The sequence below is a fragment of the Maribacter sp. 1_MG-2023 genome (genome assembly GCF_030547005.1).
Classification (GTDB): Bacteria; Bacteroidota; Bacteroidia; order Flavobacteriales; family Flavobacteriaceae; genus Maribacter.
On record NZ_JAUOPN010000010.1, the window covers coordinates 19,333 to 40,473 of the forward strand.

The following is a 21,141-nucleotide window of genomic DNA, read 5'->3' on the forward strand; positions in this document are numbered from 1 at the left end:
TGGGTTTATTCTTGTTTACAGATTAGGTTAGTATCTATATTTTAAAAGTGATAACCGGTATTCTAGCATGGTTTACGACATCTTCGCCAATACTGCCATTGAATAAATGAGAAATACCCTTACGACCGTGAGTAGGCATTGCTATGGCATCTGCTAAAATGGTATTACCATAATTGAGAATACCTTGTTCCACACTGTAATCGTTGTAAATTTCAACTTGTTGTGCCGAATTGGCCTTTGTTAAAAACTTATTTATTTTTTGATAGGCATCTCTATTACTTAAGAATTCATCGTTTGGCGTATTAATAAAAACAACCTCCATACTAGCTCCTAACATTTCTGCAAATTCTTTTGCTTTTTGAAAGGCAGGTAAATTATCATCATTAAAATCGCACGCAAATACAAAACGATCTAAACTTAAATTTGTAATCTCTCCTTTAATTACTAAAACCGGTACGGTAGCGTTACGAACCACTTTTTCAGCATTTGAACCAATAAACATTTCTTCAAATCCGCTAGCTCCATTAGAACCCATTACTATTAAATCTGCATCATGCTCTTTTGCAATAGCATTTAGCTCACTAAATACTTTATAATGCTTAATTACAGGAGTTACGGTAACACCTTCTAAATAAGGTTTTTCTAAAAACTCTTTTAAATTCTTTTCTGCCAATTTTACCAAGAAAACTGTCTGCTCGATGTACATACCATCGGGCGAAGTAATTATTGCCTGATTCAGTTCTAACATATGAACGACCAATAGTTCAACTTTATGTTTTTTAGCCAAATCTGAAGCTGCCTTAAGCGCTTGTTCTGATTGATTTGAAAAATCTGTAAGTACGATTATTTTTTTCATTGTTATTTATTTAGCAATTATTAAGATTAGGAACTTCTATTTTTAAAATTAAACGGTCATTGAAAAAAGTTTGGTATCTGGTGACTTCTTCTGCAATGGTAAATCAAAAGCCATACACACATTTCTAACAAACGGCCTACCCTTTTCGGTAATTTGAAGACTGCCTGCGGTAATGGTCACTAAACCATCTTCTTCCATTTCTTTCAACCTATTAATAATACTATCTATTTGTGGTAGATGTAACTTAAATTCGCTCCAAGTTGTTTTAAACTGGCACATTAAATTTAAGATATGTCTTCTTATAATCTGATCTTCTTCTGTTAAAATATGACCTCTATAAAGCGGAATTATATCATTTTCCACTAAGTTCTGATACTCCTCAACATTCTTTACATTTTGAGCAAACCCGTACCAACTATCACTAATACTCGATGCTCCTAACCCAACCATTAAGTGGGTATTAGAACTGGTATAGCCCATAAAATTTCTGTGCAGGCTTCCATTTTCCATCGCTTGAAACAAACTATCTAATTCTAGTGCAAAATGATCCATTCCTATTTCATGATATCCATAATTCAATAGCAATTCTTTACCAACTTCATACTGCGTTCTCTTTTCATCTCCCGTAGGTAAATCTGCATCATTATAACCACGTTGACCATTGCCTGCCAACCAAGGCACATGCGCATAACTGTAAAAAGCAATACGATCTGGCTTTAGTTCTTTGGTCTTTTCTATTGTATTAATTACATGTTCTAATTTCTGGTGCGGAAGACCAAATATGATATCGTGACTTATTGAAGTATACCCTATTTCACGAGCCCACTCGGTTACATTTTTCACATTTTCAAAAGGTTGAATTCTATTGATTGCCTTTTGTACAGTTTCATTATAATCTTGCACACCAAAGCTTACTCTTCTAAAGCCAACATTATACAATGCTAACAAATGTTCTTTAGTGGTATTGTTAGGGTGACCTTCAAAACTAAACTCGGTATCATTTGCCTTATCGGCTATTCGTAGAATACCATCAATTAAATACTTCAAGTTTTCTGGAGTAAAAAATGTTGGTGTACCACCGCCTAAGTGTAGCTCTTTTATAATCGGTTTTTCATCAAACAACTCTCTATATAATTGCCATTCTTTTAATACAGCTTTTATATAGGGTATCTCTAAATCGTGTCGTTTTGTAATTCGCTTATGACATCCGCAGAACGTACACATACTTTCACAAAATGGTAAATGTATATAAAGACTAATACCAGATACAGAGTTACTAACGTGAAAACTCTTTTTCACAGATGCTTTCCATTTTTTTCCTGAAAAGGTATTAATATCCCAAAAAGGAACTGTAGGGTAACTAGTATATCTAGGTCCTGGTACATTATACTTTTGAACAAGCGAACACATAAACTTCTAATTTAGTCACAAACTTACATGTCTAAGTCAGTATAGAATATGATTTATATCAGTTCATAGCACATTGAAAAAAAATAACTTTCCCAGAAATTATAATACTAATAGTTGTTTTATGTAACCTATGTTACCTAAAAAATTATTCAGATCCAATAATTTTGATTTAAAATTTATATCCATGTTACCAGAAGGTTCCAAATTATACAGTATTATATTTCTAAAATGTCCTAGATGTCATAAGGGCGAATTTTTTGAGGCAAATCCTTATAAATTAAGTAACTTCAATAAGGTAAAAGAACGGTGCCCAAAGTGCGATTTAAAATATAGTATCGAACCTAGTTTTTATACAGGATCTATGTATGTTTCTTACGCTGTAGGTATTGCTGTGGCAGTTGCTGCGTATGTGTTAACATTGCTATTTGGACTTCAACTCTCCATAGGTGCTTTGTTTATTGTAATCGTTGCATCGCTTGTTTTAGCAATGCCTTGGATAGCAGCAGTTTCTAAATCTATTTGGGCGAATATGTTTTTTAAATTTGATAAAGAAATAGCACGGAAAATTAATTAACCAAGAATGATTCAAGACTTAAAGGAAGAATACGGAGATATCTTTGAAGAAGAGCTCATCAATGAAATTGTACAGGTAGGTACGTTTAAAGAAGTACAAGAAGGTTATAAATTCATGGAGATCGGTGACTACATTAGAGGTATGCCTTTATTAATATCTGGAGTTATTAAAATTTTAAGAGAAGATGAAGATGGCGATGAACTATTGCTGTACTATCTAGAAAAAGGTGACACCTGCTCTATGACCATGGCATGTTGTATGGGCGACAAAAAAAGTGAGATCAGAGCTATAGCCGAAACAGATGCCAAATTGATTATGGTGCCTATTCAGAAAATGGAAGAATGGACCGGCAAATATAAATCTTGGAGAAACTTCGTATTCAATAGTTATCATGTTAGATTAAATGAACTTTTAAGCACTTTAGATAATATCGCTTTCCAAAAGATGGATGAACGCCTAATTGGCTATCTAAAAGAAAAAGCTAGGGTAACAAAAGATAATATAATTCATAGTACCCATCAAGATATCGCCTACGATCTTCATAGTTCTAGAGTAGTTATTTCCAGACTTTTAAAGAAGCTTGAAGAAATGGGCAAGATTAAACTTCACCGTAATTATTTAGAAATATTAGATTTATAATACCTCTGTAACCAATGTTACTGCGAAGGTTTCCGCACCGCTCTACTTTTGTGATATCAAATACATCACATGGAAATTTTGCAAATTATTGGTTATATCAGTGCCTTAATTATAGGTATTTCATTAGGCTTAATTGGAGGTGGTGGTTCTATTTTGGCAGTTCCTGTTTTAGCTTATCTATTTTCAATTAACGAAAAAGCTGCAACCGCTTACTCCCTTTTTATTGTTGGTGCAAGTGCATTGGTCGGCGGTTGGCAACAGCATTTAAAAGGTTACGTAGATTGGCGTACTGCCATCGTATTTGGTATTCCCGCTATTATTGGTGTTACCTTGGTTAGGTACTATGTGGTTCCTGCAATGCCTAATGTTTTATTTCAAATTGAAAACTTTCAATTTACACGTAGAATGGCAATGTTCGGTCTATTCGCCATTTTAATGATTCCTGCTGCTTACTCTATGCTTAAAAATGAAAAAAATACTATCAAAGTCGGAAATGTCTCTTATAACTATCCATTAATCTTACTAGAGGGACTCATAGTAGGTAGCATTACTGGCTTAATTGGCGCCGGTGGCGGATTCTTAATTATTCCCGCATTGGTCATACTGGCGAATGTTGAAATGAAAGTTGCCGTAGGTACTTCTTTAATTATAATTGCCATTAAATCTTTAATGGGTTTCTTTTTAGGCGATGCAATGAACATGCTTATCGATTGGAAGTTTCTTGCCATTTTTACATCACTATCTTTTGTTGGAATTTTTATTGGTAGTTACCTCAGCAACTTCATAGATGGTAAAAAATTGAAGAAAGGTTTCGGCTATTTTATTCTTGTTATGGCGGTCTTTATTTTTTACATGGAATTCTTTAAATAAAATTTCGCTTATGTGACTAATGTCACTGTACACGTTTTAAAGAAAGGGTAATTTTATGTTGTAAATCAAAATATAAAACAACATGAAAGTAGAACAAATTTATACAGGATGTTTGGCACACGCTGCCTATTATATAGAAAGTAATGGTGAAGCTGCAGTATTTGATCCGTTAAGAGAAGTACAGCCATACCTTGACCGTGCAAAAAAAGACAATGCAAAAATCAAATATGTTTTTGAGACCCATTTTCATGCAGATTTTGTAAGTGGCCATTTAGATTTACAAAAAAAGGTAGGTGCAGAAATTGTATTTGGTCCTGGTGCAAAACCTAATTATAAAGCTACTACGGCAAAGGACAATCAAATCTTTGAAGTGGGTGATTACAAGGTAAAAGTGATTCACACGCCTGGTCATACAATGGAAAGTACCACCTACTTATTAATAGATGAAAAAGGAAAAGAGCATGGTATTATTACTGGCGACACCTTGTTTATAGGTGATGTTGGTAGACCAGATTTAGCACAACACGTAGTAGCGGATTTAACCGAAGAAAAGCTAGCTGGTTACCTATACGATTCTCTACGCAATAGAATTATGCCACTGAGCGATGATTTAATTGTGTACCCTAATCACGGTGCAGGTTCTGCTTGTGGTAAAATGATGAGTAAAGAAACTACCGATACGTTAGGGCATCAAAAGAAAGTAAACTATGCCTTAAGACCAGATATGACCAAAGATGAGTTTATCAAAGAACTTTTAACAGGACTCACAACTCCTCCTGGGTATTTTCCTAAAAATGTTTTAATGAACATTCAAGGGTACGAGAGTTTAGATAAAATTATGGATCGTGCCACTACCCCATACACTCCCGAAGCTTTTGAGGCTGTTGCAAATGAAACTGGCGCCTTGGTTTTGGATACCAGAAATGCAGAAGATTTTGCTAAAGGTTTTATTCCTAATAGTATCAATATAGGACTCGAAGGTAGTTTTGCGCAATGGGTAGGTGAAATGATACCAGATATTAAACAAGAAATTTTATTGGTCACTTACAAAGACAAACAAGAAGAAGCCATTACCCGTTTAGCAAGAGTTGGTTATGATCATACCGTTGGCTTTTTAGATGGTGGTTTTGATACATGGAAAAACTCAGGAAAAGATTTTGAGGTAAGCAAAAGAATTAATGCCGATGAATTAGAAGCTGAATATAAAACGGATAAACCTTTAATCATTGATGTTAGAAAAAAGAGCGAATTTGATTCTGAACATGTGGTTGGGGCAATCAACGTGCCATTAAATGAAATTAACCAGCATCTATCTCAGTTTCCAAAAGACAAGCCCTTTGTTTTACATTGTGCCGGTGGGTATAGGAGTATGATCGCAGCTTCAATTTTAAAGCAAAGAGGATGGCAAGATTTTACAGATGTTAGAGGTGGTTTTGAAGCTATTTCAAAAACAACACTACCTAAAACCGCATATGTTTGCCCTTCAACACTTTTGTAAAATTCAAGACTAAAACAGCGCTGATTTTTCAGTGCTGTTTTACTTCTAAATACCTATGTAACCTAAGTTACTGTGTAGTCCTTTTTACCAATGTAGTTTTGTATCAATAATAAATATGAACTTATGAAAGTAGAACAAATATATACTGGTTGTCTTGCGCAAGGTGCTTATTACATTGAAAGCAATGGCGAAGTCGCCATTATTGATCCTCTACGAGAAGTACAGCCTTACATTAAAAAAGCTGCTGCAGACAATGCTAAAATCAAATATATTTTTGAAACTCATTTTCATGCAGATTTTGTAAGTGGTCATGTAACCTTAGCTAAAGAAACTGGTGCAGATATTATATATGGACCAAAAGCGAATCCGTCTTTCGAAGCTATTATCGCAAAAGATAATCAAGAATTTAAATTAGGAGATATTAGTATTACCGCTTTGCATACACCTGGTCATACAATGGAAAGTACCACGTATTTATTAAAAGATGCATCAGGTAAGGACTATGCTATCTTTAGCGGAGACACCTTGTTTTTAGGTGACGTTGGCAGACCAGATCTTGCTCAGAAAATGGGCGAACTAACTGAGCGTGACCTTGCCGGATTCTTGTTTGACAGTCTACGTGAAAAAATTATGCCTTTAGCAGATGACGTAATCGTTTACCCTGCCCATGGTGCCGGTTCTGCATGTGGTAAGAATATGATGAAAGAAACGGTAGATACCTTGGGCAACCAAAAGAAAATGAATTATGCCCTACGTGCAGATATGACGAAAGAAGAATTTATTGATGAAGTGATAGACGGCTTACTGCCACCACCTCAATATTTTCCTTTAAATGTAAAATTGAACAAAGAAGGATATGAAGATATAAAAGAAGTCTTGGTACGTGGCACAAGAGCTCTTTCTCCAAAAGCCTTTGAAGCTGCGGCAAATGAAACCGGAGCTATGGTTTTAGATGTTCGTCATCAAGATGATTTTGCTAAGGGTCATATTCCACGTTCCATATTTATAGGCTTGGATGGTAGTTTTGCCCCATGGGTAGGTGCATTGATTGCAGATGTAAAACAACCTATTGTACTGGTTACTCCTGTGGGTATGGAAGAAGAAGCGGTTACTAGATTATCAAGAGTTGGTTTTGATGGTACGCTAGGATATTTAGAAGGCGGCTTCGATGCTTGGAAAAAAGCTGCAATGGAATATGACACTGTAAGTCAGGTAGATGCAGGTGAACTTAAGAAAGCTATTGAAACCGATCACGTACCGGTATTCGATGTACGCAAAGAGTCCGAATATCTTTCTGAACATATTATTGATGCTAAAAACACACCGCTAGATTTTTTAAATGATCATTTAGCCGAGTTCCCAAGCAAAAAATCATTTTATGTGCATTGCGCAGGTGGTTACAGAAGTATGATCGCATCATCTATTTTAAAAAGTAGAGGTATTCATAATCTTATAGATGTAAAAGGCGGATTTAAAGATATTAAAGATGCTGGTATACCAGTAACTGAATTTGTTTGCCCTACTACATTATAATTATTTTTATTGGTTGGTTATTGAAAGAAACGGTCATATACCAAGACCGTTTCTTTCTATTGTTGAATATTAATTTTAAATAAAATACTATGTCATTTTTAAGTACACTCTTTGGTAAAAAGGAAGAAACCGCAGGTAATATCACTATACTTAACAAGAACGAATATGCCACGCAAATTGTAGCTAACAATATCAAACCTTTTGATGTTAGAACACCGTCTGAATATAACAGTGGTCACATTAAAAACGCTATAAACGTCGATTTTTTTAACGGTGGGAACTTTAACGCTTATTTTGAAAAAGTAAATAAAGAAAAACCGGTATTTGTATATTGTAGATCAGGTGCAAGAAGCCAAAAAGCAGCTCGTAAACTATTAAAAATGGGCTTTACACAAGTATATGATCTTAAAGGAGGTTATACTTCTTGGAATTAAAATCAAAAGCTATCTTTAATAGGTAGCTTTTGGTAGTTTATCTACTAAGGGTAGTATAATTTAAAGGCAATCAACATAGTTTAAATGTCATACTTATGAAAAATATCTTTTTAATATTAGCGATTGTTTTTGCATTCAGTTGTAAAGATTCTCCAAAGGTAAAACAAGAAGTTTTAGACAATTCTGACAGTACATCTTTGAGCATTGGCACACCAGAAATAGATACTAACATAAACGATAGTCTACTTTTAGAAAAAGGTAAAATGTATGCCCAAACTACCCAAAAAGTTTTAGGTAAGAATCTTATGCTCAACATTCAAAAAAATGGTCCATTAGGTGCTGTAGCGTTTTGTAATGAAAAGGCATATCCTCTAACAGATAGTATGGCAATTGTTCATAATGCTAAAATTAAAAGGGTAAGCGATAAACCTAGAAATCAAAATAATAAAGCAAGTAAAAAAGAGCTTGAATATATTGAGATTTTTAAATCAAAAATTAATAACAACGAGTCTTATGAACCTATACTAACGAATGAGAATGGAATTACTAATTTCTATTCCCCTATAGTTACTAATACCATGTGCCTAAATTGCCATGGTGTACCAGAAACAAATATCGACCCAAAGGTTACACAACTTTTGACCGATAAATACCCATATGACGAAGCTATAGGCTATAAAGAAAATGAGGTTAGAGGCATTTGGAGTATAAGTTTTAAAGACAAATAAAATAAATAAGATATGACATCAGTAATTCCTATTCAAAATTTAAAATGTGGTGGCTGTGCCAAAACAATTATTTCTAAATTAGAAGAGATACCTACCATAACCAATGTATCAGTATCAGTAGAATCATCATCAGTTTCTTTTGATGCTTTAAAGCAAGAAGATATAGCTACTGCAAAAACTAAATTAAAGGCTATTGGCTATCCAAGTCTAGACCAAGAGAATTCGGTACTTTCAAAAGCGAAGTCCTTTGTAAGTTGCGCCACAGGTAAACTATCTGACTAATTTTAAAAATATAAAGAAGAAGTAATTACGTATTACTTCTTCTTTGTTTTAAACCCATGAGTCATCTGTCCTAAAAAGTCTTGCGGTAAATTCTCATCTCCTGGGTAACCTAATTTAACATCTCCGCTGTCTTCCGGTATATAGTTCGTTTTAAATATATAATCCCACAGGCTTAAGCTGATTCCGAAATTTACACCGTAAGTGCCCTCCGGCAAATCATATGCGTGATGGTATAAGTGCATAACAGGGTTATTTAAAATATACTTCAAAGATCCCCATGTAATTTTAATATTAGAATGGTTTAAATGACCAATTGCTATAGCGGCAAAATGAACGATATAGGCTTGTTCTGGCTCAAAACCTCCAAGAATCATTACACCGAAAGTCTTTAATGGTTTGTATAGAATATTCTCCATCCAATGGTAACGTAAATGAGCTGCAAAGCCCATTTCTTTTACACTATGGTGTACTTGATGAAACTTCCAAAGAAAGGCATACTTGTGTAATAATGTATGTGTAAACCATTGCACAAAATCCAACACTATAAAGAACAATAACAACTGTCCCCACATTGGCCAACCAGAAATATCTATTAATGCCAAACTATTTGCTTTTACACCTATATCAGTAAAAAACACTTGTAGTAATTTATAAATACCACTTATGGCAATGGCAAATAGAAAGAAGTTGAAGAACATATAAAAACCGTCTAACCAAAAGTCTTTTCTAAACACCCCTTGTTGTTTTCTCCAAGGAAAAATAATTTCTAAAAGCCAAACTATAAGCGATATAGAAATTAAGCCCCAAAAGTAATTAAGATACCAGGGCACTTGAAAAATGATTGATTTCCATGTCCAACTTAAAGTTCCTGTTATCGCATTTAAAAACGCATCTATATATGCTTCCATTCCTCTAACGCTTTTTGCAAAAATAATGTAATAATTATGGCCTTGCTGTAACAAAAGTTACTTTAAAAACCACGGTCAGCCATTAGTTTTGAGCTGACCAATGTCATATGTCAATTTCTTAGTTTATAGTACTTTGGTAAAGTATAAGATATATCAAGTACTATAACTATTGAGTATGTCTACTATATAGTGTCAACATTACAAATAACATTTAAAAACTAGTATCATGAAAAAGAATATGGGAACCACAGACAAATTCATAAGATTTATCATTGCCGCAATACTTTTGATTGCATTTTTCACAGATGCCTTAACAGGTGTTTTGGGTTATATAGCATTAGCAATAGCAGCTATTTTCATCTTAACTTCTTTTGTTAGTTTTTGCCCTTTGTATACACTTTTTGGCGCTAATACCTGTAAAATTAAAAAGTAAGGTTACCTTAATTACCCTAAAATAATTTACTTAAAGAAATAGACGACTAATTTGCGTTTTGGTAATGTTATGTAACATTTGTTACATAATATCTATTTTGCATCTGTTATATTTATCAAATTCATAAAAATAACAGCAAAATGAGTTCACATCATCAGGTATTAATTATTGGGGGAGGTACTGCAGGTATCATGGTAGCAGCACAGCTTCTTACTCAAAAGAAAGCAAAAGACGTTGCAATTATTGAACCCGCAGATACGCATTATTATCAACCTGCATGGACTCTAGTAGGTGCCGGTACCTATGACTTTGACAAAACTGCCCGCCCAATGTCATCGGTTATTCCAAAAAATGCTACTTGGATAAAAGATAAGGCAACAGGTTTCGACCCCGAAAATAATATCGTACACACTGCCTCAAAAGGGGATATTACATATGATTACTTAGTAGTTGCACCAGGTCTTGCATATGATTTCAGCTTAGTGCCTGGCTTAGGTGAAGCTATAGATAAAGGTGTTGTATGTAGTAATTATACAGACCCTAAACATACTTGGGATGTTATTAAAAACTTCAAGGGTGGTACCGCACTTTTTACGCAACCTACAACCCCTATTAAATGTGGTGGAGCACCACAAAAAATAATGTACTTGGCAGAAAGTCATTTTAGAAAAAGTGGAATCCGTAAAAAAACAGATGTCATTTTCGCTACTGGTGGTACGGTTATTTTTGGTGTAAAGAAAATAGCTAAAACCTTAATGGAGGTAGTTGACCGTAAGGATATTAACCTTAGGTTTCATCATAAACTTGTGGCTGTCGATGGTGATAAACAAATTGCCTGGTATGAAATGGGGCAAGAAATTACCGCTGGTGGTTGTGTGGTTATCTCTAGCAACAAGGTCGATGACTTAAAATTAGACGAAAAATTTCAATATAATTATAAGGACGTAAAAGTTAGCGTTGATGGCAACCGTTATGGAATTCATTATGATATGATGCATACCGCCCCACCTTCTGTAGCTCCTAAATTTGTAAAAGATTCGACTTTAGTCAACGCTGCGGGTTGGTTAGATGTTAACCATCAAACTATGCAACATAATACCTATGCCAATATCTTTGGCTTAGGAGATGTCGCTGCCTTACCTACTGCTAAAACCGGAGCCGCAATTCGTAAGCAGGTGCCTATTGTTGTTGATAACTTAAATCTTTTAATGAATAGTCATAAAATGGGAACTAAATCTTATAACGGATATTCTTCTTGCCCATTGGTAACGGACTATGGAAAAATGGTGTTGGCAGAATTTGATTATGACAATAACTTTACGCCAGATCCTAAATTGAAAAGAATGCTCATAAATGATTCTTCTAAAGAGCACTGGAGATTATGGATGCTTAAAAAATACGGACTACCCTACTTATACTGGAACAAAATGATGAAAGGTCAAGATGTTTAATTTTAAAAATCTCTGTTTACACAGAGATTTTTTTATGCCCTTTAGAAATTATAATTAAGAATGACATCTAGGTGAAACATATCTACCTTATTAAAATAGAGATTGGCATTGTCCGGTATATCACCATTACCTATTTTAGAGGTCAACAACAGCTCTGGTCTTAAACGCTTTAACTTTTTAATATTGAAGAAAATATCAAGATTAATATGCGTATAATCTGGCATAGCATACTTATTTAAAGTAGTATCGGTTGGATCTGGTTTCCAATGCTTACCGATACTTAAGATCGACATAAGATTTAGATCTTTAAATAGGGTAAAGTCTTTTTTATAATTGAATACTAATGCATGATTGTCTGCTGAACCTTCGCTACGTTCTCGCTTTTGAAAACTGAATAAATCTTCTCTACCCCATTCTCTTGGCGATATAAGTTGACCGTGCGGTAGTATTCTATTATATGCCAAAGAAACTAGTCCTACTTTATTTTTATACCCAATTTTCAACCCTAAAACATCTGCAGTTTTCTGATTATAATAGCGAAGTGAGTCTACACTGCTACCACCATCACCCACCTTATTTTGATGTAACCACTCCCCTTCTAACGTCAACGATTTAGATATTTTATAAGCAGGTTTTATATAGAACGAATTGAATATATTGTCTACATATTGGTTCCATATTTTCACATTAAAATCGTCAGTTACTTCAAAATCGACATTTGCCAATAAAATATAATCAGATACCGTATTGTCTGTATATTGAGATGCACTACCAAGCTTATTTCTACCCACTGGATATGTACCTATACTTTCACCAATACCATAAAACTCTCCCGTGGAGCGTGGTGCTATTTCATTTAATATTCCAAGCTGAAACGATGTCTTTTGTTTATTGTATTTATACCAAAACCCTTGAACTAAAGTGGGTATCATTCTACCATCCTCAGGATTAATTAAGGGCGTATTGATTTTTATTCTACCCAACGTAAATGCATGATTCTTTAAGGTGTATTTAGCATAAAGCTCACCAAGTAAAAAGATGGCATCATTTTCTAAATCTATCCTATCAAAAAGTCCTTCCTCGTATCTACTAATTCTTCCGGTTGTTGCATCTGGTATGGTTAAATCTTGTAATCCTAAATTGGTAGAATTATATAGTGCTGCACCTATTTCTAAGTTTTCTAGTAGATTATACCGGTACTTTAATTTACCTCCTGTCGCTAAAGCATTAAAGTCTTTTAATTCCCCTTTATTTGACGTCATCATGTAATACGTTCGCCATTGCCCAGATAGGGTTCCTTTTTTCTTTACCGCTACAGTATCTTGTGCCATAGAAAAAATAGGCAAACAAAAAATGAACAGATATACTAATCGCATGGGGTTACTTTGTTTTGGTAATTCCGTATTCCTTTTTGTAAAAGTCCATTATCGGTAAAAAAGGTCCGTATTTGTGCTGCTCTGGAGAAAAATCGTCTACCCACGGACCATAAGGCGTAGAAACCGGTTTTAACTTCTTATCAGGATAATCGTTTTCTGTATTTAATTTGTGCGGTCTAGAAAAACTATTGATATATCCAGCTACATGATACGCTTCTTCATCAGTTAGTTTGGGGTTATCCCAAGTGGCTTGTAAATATGGCATGTTACTTTTAATAAATTCCGCAGATGTAATCACCCTATTCATACCTGCACCATCGTTAAAACTATCCGGACCCCAAAGTGGCGGATAGGTGTAGCTTTTACCATCGACCGCATTTAGAACTCCCGCTCCATTTTCACCATGACAGATGATACACTCTTTTTCATATACCTGACTTCCCTTTTCTAGATCTACCGCTACAGCAGGTATCTTTATTTTTGGATATCCTTTAAACTCTGCCTTTCTATTGTCGGGTACATCTTCGCTCATCCAATTCATATATGCCACAATCGCTTTCATTTGGTCAGAATCTACAGGAAGCATTTTGCCGTTCATACTACGCTCCATACACCCATTTATTCTATCTTCAATAGTACCTACTTTATTACCTCGATCACCAAACTGTGGAAATCGTTCAATAATACCTACCCAAGAACCAGAGCCCGCCTGTGCCCCTTTTTGTAAATGACAGTTGGCACAAGCCAAATTATTTCCACTATATCTATCTTCGGCACGCGCTGCATTCGGTCCCATATACTTTGAGGTTTCTGCAATAAGGTAATACCCCTGTTTCACTGTCGCAGACATAGTAGTCAATTCTGCCATGGCATCTTTAGGTTGCCAATCATCGTTAGCTACTATTTCTTCAGCTTCAATAATCACATCATTTTCAGTGCTTGGTTCATAGGTTAACAACCATATAAAGACAAGACTGACTAAAACGAAGATTATTATAAATAGCTTAAAAAGTAATTTCGCAAATACACGTAAATCTTTCATAGAACTGTAATCTTAAGCTAATTTAAATAACGAAACTATAATTTACACATGATTATTACTGTAACCCTAGTTACAGTAACGTTAAATACTTTAACTTACTTTTATTCCAATCAAAAATAGCGGACATTAGTAGTAATCAACATTTTATTTTAACCAAATTATATTCTTTTTTTAAATTGACGAACACATGAAAAAAGCACTTCTAATTGCAATAGTACTTATGGCAGCAAAAATGACAACCGCACAAGATTGGACCACACCCATTATTGATGGTTATGGGAAGATAAAAGAATTTAAGGATGTTGCCGTTCAGGCAGACCCTAACAAAGAATATAATCTTGTATTTGATCTTAAAGATGAACGTGAGTTAGATGGTATTAATGTTGGTTATTTTAAAATTGCTAGAATGATAAATATGCTTGGTGCTGGTGGTGTTTCTGCCGATAAAGTAAATATAATCGCTGCTGTACATGGTGGAGCTACTTTTACTGCCTTAAACGAAGCGAAATACAAGGCTAAATACGAAAAGGAAAATCCAAATGAAGCCGTAATAAAATTATTAAAGGATTACGGGGTAGAATTTTATGTGTGCGCACAAGCTACCGCTGCTAGAGATATTACCGCTGCAGATTTGAACCCGAATACAGAATTAGGACTATCTGCAATGATGGTACTTGCCAATTACCAAATGGATGGGTATACTTTTATGCCATAAATAATTACCTATGAAAGATTTTTGGAACGAGCGTTATGATGAAGAAAGTTATGCCTACGGAAGCTCGCCAAATGATTTCTTTAAACAACAGCTAGATAAATTAGAAGTAGGTTCTATTTTGCTGCCTGCTGAAGGCGAAGGCAGAAATGCCGTCTATGCACTATCTAAAGGTTGGGAAGTATTGGCTTTAGACTTTAGCGAATCTGCAATGGTTAAAGCTAAAAAACTAGCTGCTACTTATAATTTGAACTTGGATTATCAAGTAATTGATTCCCTTAAATTTAATGTTACTAAAAAGTTTGATGTAATCGCCTTCTGTTATGCGCATTTTCCTGCAGCTATTAGAAAGAAAGCAAACCAACATCTTTTAAAATCATTAAAACCAAACGGACATATCATTTTTGAGGCGTTCTCTAAAAATCAACTTGGAAAACCTTCTGGCGGACCAAAAAATATAGACATGCTCTATAATATTGATGAAGTGGAAGATGAATTTCTTGAAATAAATTTTAAAATTTTAGAAGAAAAGGAAATAGAATTGAACGAAGGACTATACCATATTGGCAATGCTTCGGTTATTGATTTTACCGGCACTAAAATATAAAAAGGGACCACATTTGGTCCCTTTTTTATATTCATCTATTAAAATTCATATTGAACAAAAACCGATAGATTTCTTCCTGGATCATTGATGGGCTCTGTTCCAAATTCAGCCTGATTATTAAATGCAAAATTGAGGTGATTACTATACGTTTTATCAAAAACATTTAATGCCGCAACACCTAAGGTTAGGTTCTTCATTGGTATTACACCTAAACGTAAATCCATTATTTCATAACCTGGTGTAACCTGCTCACCAAAAGAATACGCAATATTATCTTGCTCGGCAGTGAGCCTATATTCTGCATTCACCCAAAACTTTTCTTTTTCATAGCCCAATTTAAATCTTGTAACTAAAGGTGGTACCAAGGGTAATGACTCATTTAAGTCATTATTCTTAGCATATACATAAGCAAGTTCAGTTGTAAAGTTAAAATTAGTACAGAAGTCTACACCAGCCATAATTTCAAAACCTGTCTTGTACGCATCATCTAAATTTCTAAAAACTTTAGCATTAGAGGGTTCATTCATTGGCATGAATTTTCTGGTCTGTGTTTCATCTATGATAGCGACAATATAATTTTCGTAAAGCGAGTAATAGAAAGATGTACTATAACTAAACATATCTGAAGTGTTTTCTGAAATAGGCATCTTCCCTTTAAACCCTACCTCAAATTGATTATTTACTTCTGCATCCAAGTTAGGATTACCAACATATTCATACGCGTCTTGACCTACGCTGAAATGATTAATAAAACGTTCTATCATATTTGCTGATCTAACACCACGACCATAAGCCACTTCCATAATAAATTGTGGAGAATACACATATTTAATTGAAGCTGTACCACTAAAATTATGTTCCGTTCTTTTATCTAAATCAGTGTATAAAGCAGTAAAATCAGCTTCTGGATCTTTAGCTTCAGAAGTAACATTGTCATAACGTACACCTGCAGTTAACATTGTTTTTTCTGTTAAGGGGTATTTACTTTCTGCAAATAATCCAATATCATTTATATATGAATCTTGCCACACCTTATCTTCAAATGTTAAGGGTGTATCTAAAACACCCATAGCATTGCTTTTCACTAATCGTGTTCTATTGCCATCTCGTGCAATATGCAAAACATCAACACCTGTAAATAGGGCTAGATTGTCTGTTGGTTTTAATTTTAATTCTACTTTACCACCTGCCGTAGTAGCGTCAATTGCAGAAATGGCAGATGTCATCATAAAGGTTGGTCTATTGTAATTAGTCATTATATGATCTACATAGCTATAATAAATTTTAGAATCTATGCTTTCAACAAGACCTGGCATACTCCCTAATTTATAATCTAAAGAGAGAATACTACTGTTGTCTTCTTCGGTATCCATAGGTAAACCTGCGTGCAAAACATCGCGCCCGAAAGACTGTCGCCAATGTGCTTGTAGTCTTTGATTTTCAGTAAAATTGAAACCTGCTTTTATGCCATAATCCAAGCTTCTAAAAGAAGACGGAATTTCTGTACCGTCACCATCTTCATAATTACCAAAATCACGAAAACCAATATTACCTGCTACGTCATATTTCTCAGTTGCCTGTTGTAATCTTGCCTTGGAGACCATAGAATTACCATTACTTTCATAGCCACCACTTACACTACCATGAAGACCATAATCTTCTACCGTTGGTTTTTGAGTAACCATGTTAACGATACCACCAAAAGTAGCACCATATCTAACGGAGTATGGTCCTTTTATAATTTCAATTTTTTCAATTTCCTCTGGTATCACATGGATAGTAATGGGATCCATACGATTGGGGCAAGCATTCATAGCTTTTGTACCACCATCAAACTGCACATTTAACTGCTCATATTGCGTTGCTCTAAAACTAGGATCAATTGCATAATTACCTCTTTTAATCAACGAAAAACCATTAACATCATTAAATAAATCGGCTACATTTCTAGGCTGAACTATTCTCTTGACATAATCATTGGTCTCTATGGTAAGTACAGGATCAATTTTCATATTTCCTGTCACTAAAACTCCAATTATGTCAATGGGCGCTTCTTGTAAAGTGATTACTATTGGAGTATTAATGTCAAGTACTTGCTGTTGTATGGTTTTATATCCAACATAAGATATGGTCAATATCACATTTTCTTCAACATTTTTCAGAACAAAATCACCATCAAAATTAGTATATGTTGCTAATCCGTTACTAGCTAAAATGTGAGCACCATCAAGTGGTTGTAGGTCAATTTCAGAGATGATTTTTCCTGATAAATTTTGTGCGTATAATAAGGGTGTCGATAATAATATCGCAAGCACCCAAAGATATTTTAGGTTCATTGTTTAAATTTTTAAATAATTGAAATACTATCCAACTACCTATTAATTAGGTGGTAGACACATTAGATTGAAATACAAAATTTAAACTTCTGGTGGATGCTTGATACGCTCAAAAAAATGAAAATCGTAAAGAACACGATACACTACATTATGCAGCACTTTTCTAGGTTGTTGTACAAACGTGTATGTAGTCAACAATCCTATAAATAATACTATTTCGTTTTTAAGCAAATCTAAATTAATGGGCGTCTTTTCATCATCAGCTTTCTGAGATAACATTTGGGATAAAGCACATTTACCATCACATTTTAATTCTGGTCGGTCCTTATTCTCGCAAAAACGTTCTACAAAATCATTTGTAAACATAGCATAATAGCCCATAACGCTGGCAGTCTTAAGACTACTTGCCAAAGAAATGAATGTAAACAATATTGCTATCGTAAAGCTTGACAACTTCATGCCGCAAAATTAAGTGCCCTAATTGGTTTTTAATGTGACATTAGTCACATTACCAACTTAAACTTTACTGTACTAATTTTTATTTACCAGAGCTATACTATAAGGTAATGCTTGATTGTATTTGTAAAAAAATGTTAAAAATTTATATGTGTAACCAAGGTTACATTACAATTCTGTTTGATAATTTAATTTTATCAAGAATTATAAAACTATAAATTATATTTATTATGAATAACGAAAATAATATACAAGAACAAGTGATTTCAATGCCTAGAATTGGTGATATAGCACCAGATTTTGAAGCTGTGACAACCAAGGGTAAAATTAAAATGTCTGATTTTGCGAAAGACAAATGGATTGTTATGTTTTCGCATCCTGCAGATTTCACTCCGGTTTGTACAACAGAAATGAGCGGTTTTGCATCGCGTAAAAGTGAGTTTGATGAACTTAATACTGAACTTTTAGGTTTAAGTATAGATAGTGTTCATGCACACTTAGGATGGGTACAGAACGTAAGAGAAAATACAGGTGTTTATTTCGATTTCCCAATTATTGCAGATCTTGACATGAAGGTCTCTAAAGCTTACGGAATGTTACAACCTAACGAAAGTGAAACTGCAGCAGTAAGAGCGGTATTTTTTATCGATCCCAAGAAAAAAATAAGATTGGTAATGTATTATCCATTAAACGTAGGTAGAAATATGGATGAAATACTTCGTGCTTTAGATGCTTTACAAACTTCTGACAAGTATAAAGTTGCTATGCCTTTAGATTGGAAAAGAGGTGACAAGGTTATTGTATCTCCACCAAAAACATTAGATGAGCTTAACGCTCGATTAGAAGATGATACTTTAGAAAAAGTTGATTGGTACCTTGCCAAAAAATCTTTATAATTATATAGAAATCGGTTTTGAACAGTTTTCAAAACCGATTCTTTTTTAATCGTTAAAAACTGTTCTTATGATAATTAAACAATTTGAAGATAAACCGTTGGCTCATTATTCATACGCGATTTTAAGTGGTAATGAAATGGCTTTAGTGGATCCATCTAGAGATCCAGAACCGTATTATAAATTTGCTGAGGAAAACGATGCTAAAATTGTTGCCATTTTCGAGACGCATCCTCATGCCGATTTCGTTAGTGGACATTTAGAAATTCATAAGGAAACTGAAGCCATAATTTATGTGAGTGAGTTAGTAGGTGCTGATTATCCACATAAAACATTTGACGATGGCGCTACTTTTAAAATGAATGAGGTAACCTTCACGGCAATTAATACTCCCGGACATTCACCTGACGGAATTACTATTGTAGCAAAAGATAAAAATGCTAAACAAGCCATATTTACAGGCGACACTTTATTCATAGGTGATGTGGGTAGACCAGATTTAAGAGAGAAAGCTGGTAACATGAAAGCAAAACGAGAGCAACTTGCTGAAGCCATGTTTAGTACGATGCAAACCAAATTCAATCATTTACCTGATGACACTTTAGTTTATCCGGCGCATGGTGCTGGTTCACTTTGTGGTAAAAATATGAGTAGTGATTCTTCTAGCACCTTAGGTAATCAACGTATTGGTAATTGGGCTTTTAAAAACTTAACCAAAGATGAATTTGTAACGCATATTCTGCAGGATCAGCCATTTATACCATCGTATTTTGGCTATGATGTGGCTATTAATAAAACAGGTGCTGAAAATTTTATGAGTACTATTTCTCAGATACCTTTAAAAATTGGAGCTTTTAAAATTGAAAAGAATATTTTGGTTATAGATACCAGAGATGAGGCTGAATTCAAGAAAAATCACTTGCCAAATTCCATTAATATTATGGCAAGAAATATTGATGATAAAATTGAAACTTGGTTAGGGTCTATTGTTGAGCCTAAAGAACCGTTCTATATGGTCGTAGATAGTATAACAGATAGACAAGTTATACTTGAACGAATAGCCAAAATAGGCTACGAAAGTCAAGTAAAAGCAGTTTTAACGTTAGATAAGGTTTACGAAAAGGAAGATGAATTTGATTTCGTGGACTTTGATAAAAACAAAGAAAATTATACCATTGTAGACATTAGGAATAAAAGTGAATTCAATGAAGGTAATTTTTTTGATAACGCAATTAATATACCTTTAAATGAATTACGTAATTCTATTGATAAAATTCCGACAAACAAACCAATTGTTATACATTGTGCAGGCGGCTATAGAAGTGCCGCAGGTTCAAGTATCGTATCAAAAGAAATAAAAAACACCCAGGTGTACGACCTAAGCGAAAAAATAAATAACTACAATACATAATTATGGCAAATTCAAATTTATCAAACATCGGTCTAGATAAAAAAGATTCTAACGATATCGCAAATCATTTAAATGATTTACTATCTAATTATCAAATGTTCTACATGAACCTAAGAGGTTTTCATTGGAATATTAAAGGGAAGAAGTTTTTTGAACTTCACCTTAAATTCGAAGAGTTGTATAATGACGCTTTAATCAAAGTCGATGAAATTGCAGAGCGTGTGTTAACGCTAAGCAACACTCCTATTCATACGTTCACAAAGTATATTGATAATTCTGAAATTAAAGCCAGTGAAAATGTAGTAGATGGCGATAAGGCGGTAGACAATATTTTAGATAGCTTAAGTATCTTATTGAAAAAAGAAAGAGCTACCCTTAAAATTGCTGCCGATGCAGAAGATGAAGGTACCGTTTCTCTAATGAGCGATTATATTACACAACAAGAAAAATTAGTTTGGATGCTTTCTGCATATAAAGACTAAGTCAAACGCTGATATCTCTGAATCCCTAGAATTTGTTCATTCAATTTCTAGGGATTTTTCTTTGCCCCCAATTTTGTGAGTGGAGAATTCTGCCCATAAATACATAGCATCAAATAAGAATTTAAATGCATTATTCTATATGCTCTTATATTTTGATTTAAATTCTTATTTATTTTGGTTTTTCTTCAAATATGTAACATTGGTTACCTT

The 21,141-nt window shown here is 34.2% G+C and carries 22 protein-coding genes; 15 read left to right on the forward strand and 7 right to left on the reverse strand.

Going from position 1 to position 21,141, the window contains the following annotated elements; all coding sequences use genetic code 11:
* Window positions 1-34: 34 nt before the first annotated feature.
* Both Q4500_RS12085 and hemN read right to left on the reverse strand, forming a co-directional pair.
* Entirely contained in the window at window positions 35-856 is an 822-nt protein-coding gene (locus Q4500_RS12085; RefSeq protein WP_303599912.1) for a universal stress protein, read from the reverse strand.
* Between the two features lie 48 nt (window positions 857-904).
* A complete protein-coding gene (hemN, locus tag Q4500_RS12090) occupies window positions 905-2,266 on the reverse strand; it encodes an oxygen-independent coproporphyrinogen III oxidase (RefSeq protein WP_303599913.1) in 1,362 nt (453 codons plus the stop codon).
* 184 nt (window positions 2,267-2,450) lie between these two features.
* On the opposite strand from hemN, the gene Q4500_RS12095 reads away from it, so the two are divergent.
* The 8 genes from Q4500_RS12095 to Q4500_RS12130 all read left to right on the forward strand — a co-directional run bounded on the left by Q4500_RS12095 (window position 2,451) and on the right by Q4500_RS12130 (window position 8,824).
* On the forward strand, window positions 2,451-2,840 hold the full coding sequence (locus Q4500_RS12095; protein ID WP_303599914.1) for a DUF983 domain-containing protein: 390 nt from the start codon (window positions 2,451-2,453) through the stop codon (window positions 2,838-2,840).
* Window positions 2,841-2,846: 6 nt separating this feature from the next.
* Window positions 2,847-3,479: a Crp/Fnr family transcriptional regulator gene (locus Q4500_RS12100; RefSeq protein WP_299800170.1), complete on the forward strand. Its 633-nt coding sequence runs from the start codon at window positions 2,847-2,849 to the stop codon at window positions 3,477-3,479.
* A gap of 69 nt (window positions 3,480-3,548) precedes the next feature.
* A complete protein-coding gene (locus Q4500_RS12105) occupies window positions 3,549-4,349 on the forward strand; it encodes a sulfite exporter TauE/SafE family protein (RefSeq protein ID WP_303599915.1) in 801 nt (266 codons plus the stop codon).
* An 82-nt stretch (window positions 4,350-4,431) separates the two neighbouring features.
* Window positions 4,432-5,847: a rhodanese-like domain-containing protein gene (locus tag Q4500_RS12110; RefSeq protein ID WP_303599916.1), complete on the forward strand. Its 1,416-nt coding sequence runs from the start codon at window positions 4,432-4,434 to the stop codon at window positions 5,845-5,847.
* Between the two features lie 123 nt (window positions 5,848-5,970).
* Window positions 5,971-7,380: a rhodanese-like domain-containing protein gene (locus tag Q4500_RS12115; protein WP_303599917.1), complete on the forward strand. Its 1,410-nt coding sequence runs from the start codon at window positions 5,971-5,973 to the stop codon at window positions 7,378-7,380.
* Between the two features lie 89 nt (window positions 7,381-7,469).
* On the forward strand, window positions 7,470-7,814 hold the full coding sequence (locus tag Q4500_RS12120) for a rhodanese-like domain-containing protein (RefSeq protein WP_303599918.1): 345 nt from the start codon (window positions 7,470-7,472) through the stop codon (window positions 7,812-7,814).
* A 95-nt stretch (window positions 7,815-7,909) separates the two neighbouring features.
* Window positions 7,910-8,542, forward strand: coding sequence for a DUF3365 domain-containing protein (locus Q4500_RS12125; RefSeq protein ID WP_303599919.1), 633 nt, complete (start codon window positions 7,910-7,912; stop codon window positions 8,540-8,542).
* Between the two features lie 12 nt (window positions 8,543-8,554).
* On the forward strand, window positions 8,555-8,824 hold the full coding sequence (locus Q4500_RS12130) for a cation transporter (protein ID WP_303599920.1): 270 nt from the start codon (window positions 8,555-8,557) through the stop codon (window positions 8,822-8,824).
* Window positions 8,825-8,856: 32 nt separating this feature from the next.
* On the opposite strand, the gene Q4500_RS12135 is transcribed toward Q4500_RS12130, so the two are convergent.
* The gene (locus Q4500_RS12135; RefSeq protein WP_303599921.1) at window positions 8,857-9,732 is read right to left on the reverse strand and encodes a sterol desaturase family protein; all 876 of its coding nucleotides are present in this window, start codon (window positions 9,730-9,732) and stop codon (window positions 8,857-8,859) included.
* A 226-nt stretch (window positions 9,733-9,958) separates the two neighbouring features.
* Between Q4500_RS12135 and Q4500_RS12140 the strand changes: the two genes are divergently transcribed.
* Together Q4500_RS12140 and Q4500_RS12145 are read left to right on the forward strand one after the other, a co-directional pair.
* Complete coding sequence (locus Q4500_RS12140) at window positions 9,959-10,165, forward strand: DUF2892 domain-containing protein (RefSeq protein ID WP_303599922.1); 207 nt, start codon at window positions 9,959-9,961, stop codon at window positions 10,163-10,165.
* A 140-nt stretch (window positions 10,166-10,305) separates the two neighbouring features.
* Entirely contained in the window at window positions 10,306-11,616 is a 1,311-nt protein-coding gene (locus tag Q4500_RS12145) for an FAD/NAD(P)-binding oxidoreductase (protein ID WP_303599923.1), read from the forward strand.
* Between the two features lie 41 nt (window positions 11,617-11,657).
* Here Q4500_RS12145 and Q4500_RS12150 read toward each other — a convergent pair whose 3' ends face one another.
* Both Q4500_RS12150 and Q4500_RS12155 read right to left on the reverse strand, forming a co-directional pair.
* Entirely contained in the window at window positions 11,658-12,992 is a 1,335-nt protein-coding gene (locus Q4500_RS12150) for an OprD family outer membrane porin (RefSeq protein WP_303599924.1), read from the reverse strand.
* 4 nt (window positions 12,993-12,996) lie between these two features.
* Window positions 12,997-14,034 carry a c-type cytochrome gene (locus Q4500_RS12155; RefSeq protein ID WP_303599925.1) on the reverse strand — a complete coding sequence of 346 codons (1,038 nt, stop codon included), beginning with the start codon at window positions 14,032-14,034 and terminating at the stop codon, window positions 12,997-12,999.
* Between the two features lie 187 nt (window positions 14,035-14,221).
* Here Q4500_RS12155 and Q4500_RS12160 point away from each other — a divergent pair, with 187 nt between their 5' ends.
* A complete protein-coding gene (locus Q4500_RS12160; RefSeq protein ID WP_303599926.1) occupies window positions 14,222-14,749 on the forward strand; it encodes a DsrE family protein in 528 nt (175 codons plus the stop codon).
* A gap of 10 nt (window positions 14,750-14,759) precedes the next feature.
* On the forward strand, window positions 14,760-15,353 hold the full coding sequence (locus Q4500_RS12165) for a bifunctional 2-polyprenyl-6-hydroxyphenol methylase/3-demethylubiquinol 3-O-methyltransferase UbiG (RefSeq protein ID WP_303599927.1): 594 nt from the start codon (window positions 14,760-14,762) through the stop codon (window positions 15,351-15,353).
* 38 nt (window positions 15,354-15,391) lie between these two features.
* On the opposite strand, the gene Q4500_RS12170 is transcribed toward Q4500_RS12165, so the two are convergent.
* The gene (locus Q4500_RS12170) at window positions 15,392-17,689 is read right to left on the reverse strand and encodes a TonB-dependent receptor (RefSeq protein ID WP_303599928.1); all 2,298 of its coding nucleotides are present in this window, start codon (window positions 17,687-17,689) and stop codon (window positions 15,392-15,394) included.
* A gap of 81 nt (window positions 17,690-17,770) precedes the next feature.
* Entirely contained in the window at window positions 17,771-18,148 is a 378-nt protein-coding gene (locus Q4500_RS12175; protein WP_303599929.1) for a hypothetical protein, read from the reverse strand.
* A gap of 227 nt (window positions 18,149-18,375) precedes the next feature.
* On the opposite strand from Q4500_RS12175, the gene Q4500_RS12180 reads away from it, so the two are divergent.
* The 3 genes from Q4500_RS12180 to Q4500_RS12190 all read left to right on the forward strand — a co-directional run bounded on the left by Q4500_RS12180 (window position 18,376) and on the right by Q4500_RS12190 (window position 20,931).
* Window positions 18,376-19,041 carry a peroxiredoxin gene (locus Q4500_RS12180; protein ID WP_303599930.1) on the forward strand — a complete coding sequence of 222 codons (666 nt, stop codon included), beginning with the start codon at window positions 18,376-18,378 and terminating at the stop codon, window positions 19,039-19,041.
* Between the two features lie 67 nt (window positions 19,042-19,108).
* Complete coding sequence (locus tag Q4500_RS12185; RefSeq protein WP_303599931.1) at window positions 19,109-20,449, forward strand: rhodanese-like domain-containing protein; 1,341 nt, start codon at window positions 19,109-19,111, stop codon at window positions 20,447-20,449.
* A 2-nt stretch (window positions 20,450-20,451) separates the two neighbouring features.
* Window positions 20,452-20,931 carry a Dps family protein gene (locus Q4500_RS12190; protein WP_303599932.1) on the forward strand — a complete coding sequence of 160 codons (480 nt, stop codon included), beginning with the start codon at window positions 20,452-20,454 and terminating at the stop codon, window positions 20,929-20,931.
* Window positions 20,932-21,141: the final 210 nt, after the last annotated feature.

Bases quoted from the DNA above. Each gene is read 5' to 3' on its own strand.
- Q4500_RS12160 (WP_303599926.1), top strand. From the start codon at position 14,222: ATGAAAAAAGCACTTCTAATTGCAATAGTACTTATGGCAGCAAAAATG.
- Q4500_RS12150 (WP_303599924.1), bottom strand. From the start codon at position 12,992: ATGCGATTAGTATATCTGTTCATTTTTTGTTTGCCTATTTTTTCTATG.
- Q4500_RS12125 (WP_303599919.1), top strand. From the start codon at position 7,910: ATGAAAAATATCTTTTTAATATTAGCGATTGTTTTTGCATTCAGTTGT.
- Q4500_RS12180 (WP_303599930.1), top strand. From the start codon at position 18,376: ATGAATAACGAAAATAATATACAAGAACAAGTGATTTCAATGCCTAGA.
- hemN (WP_303599913.1), bottom strand. From the start codon at position 2,266: ATGTGTTCGCTTGTTCAAAAGTATAATGTACCAGGACCTAGATATACT.
- Q4500_RS12115 (WP_303599917.1), top strand. From the start codon at position 5,971: ATGAAAGTAGAACAAATATATACTGGTTGTCTTGCGCAAGGTGCTTAT.
- Q4500_RS12130 (WP_303599920.1), top strand. From the start codon at position 8,555: ATGACATCAGTAATTCCTATTCAAAATTTAAAATGTGGTGGCTGTGCC.
- Q4500_RS12095 (WP_303599914.1), top strand. From the start codon at position 2,451: ATGTTACCAGAAGGTTCCAAATTATACAGTATTATATTTCTAAAATGT.
- Q4500_RS12185 (WP_303599931.1), top strand. From the start codon at position 19,109: ATGATAATTAAACAATTTGAAGATAAACCGTTGGCTCATTATTCATAC.
- Q4500_RS12170 (WP_303599928.1), bottom strand. From the start codon at position 17,689: ATGAACCTAAAATATCTTTGGGTGCTTGCGATATTATTATCGACACCC.
- Q4500_RS12105 (WP_303599915.1), top strand. From the start codon at position 3,549: ATGGAAATTTTGCAAATTATTGGTTATATCAGTGCCTTAATTATAGGT.
- Q4500_RS12145 (WP_303599923.1), top strand. From the start codon at position 10,306: ATGAGTTCACATCATCAGGTATTAATTATTGGGGGAGGTACTGCAGGT.
- Q4500_RS12135 (WP_303599921.1), bottom strand. From the start codon at position 9,732: ATGGAAGCATATATAGATGCGTTTTTAAATGCGATAACAGGAACTTTA.
- Q4500_RS12155 (WP_303599925.1), bottom strand. From the start codon at position 14,034: ATGAAAGATTTACGTGTATTTGCGAAATTACTTTTTAAGCTATTTATA.
- Q4500_RS12165 (WP_303599927.1), top strand. From the start codon at position 14,760: ATGAAAGATTTTTGGAACGAGCGTTATGATGAAGAAAGTTATGCCTAC.
- Q4500_RS12120 (WP_303599918.1), top strand. From the start codon at position 7,470: ATGTCATTTTTAAGTACACTCTTTGGTAAAAAGGAAGAAACCGCAGGT.
- Q4500_RS12190 (WP_303599932.1), top strand. From the start codon at position 20,452: ATGGCAAATTCAAATTTATCAAACATCGGTCTAGATAAAAAAGATTCT.
- Q4500_RS12110 (WP_303599916.1), top strand. From the start codon at position 4,432: ATGAAAGTAGAACAAATTTATACAGGATGTTTGGCACACGCTGCCTAT.
- Q4500_RS12100 (WP_299800170.1), top strand. From the start codon at position 2,847: ATGATTCAAGACTTAAAGGAAGAATACGGAGATATCTTTGAAGAAGAG.
- Q4500_RS12175 (WP_303599929.1), bottom strand. From the start codon at position 18,148: ATGAAGTTGTCAAGCTTTACGATAGCAATATTGTTTACATTCATTTCT.
- Q4500_RS12140 (WP_303599922.1), top strand. From the start codon at position 9,959: ATGAAAAAGAATATGGGAACCACAGACAAATTCATAAGATTTATCATT.
- Q4500_RS12085 (WP_303599912.1), bottom strand. From the start codon at position 856: ATGAAAAAAATAATCGTACTTACAGATTTTTCAAATCAATCAGAACAA.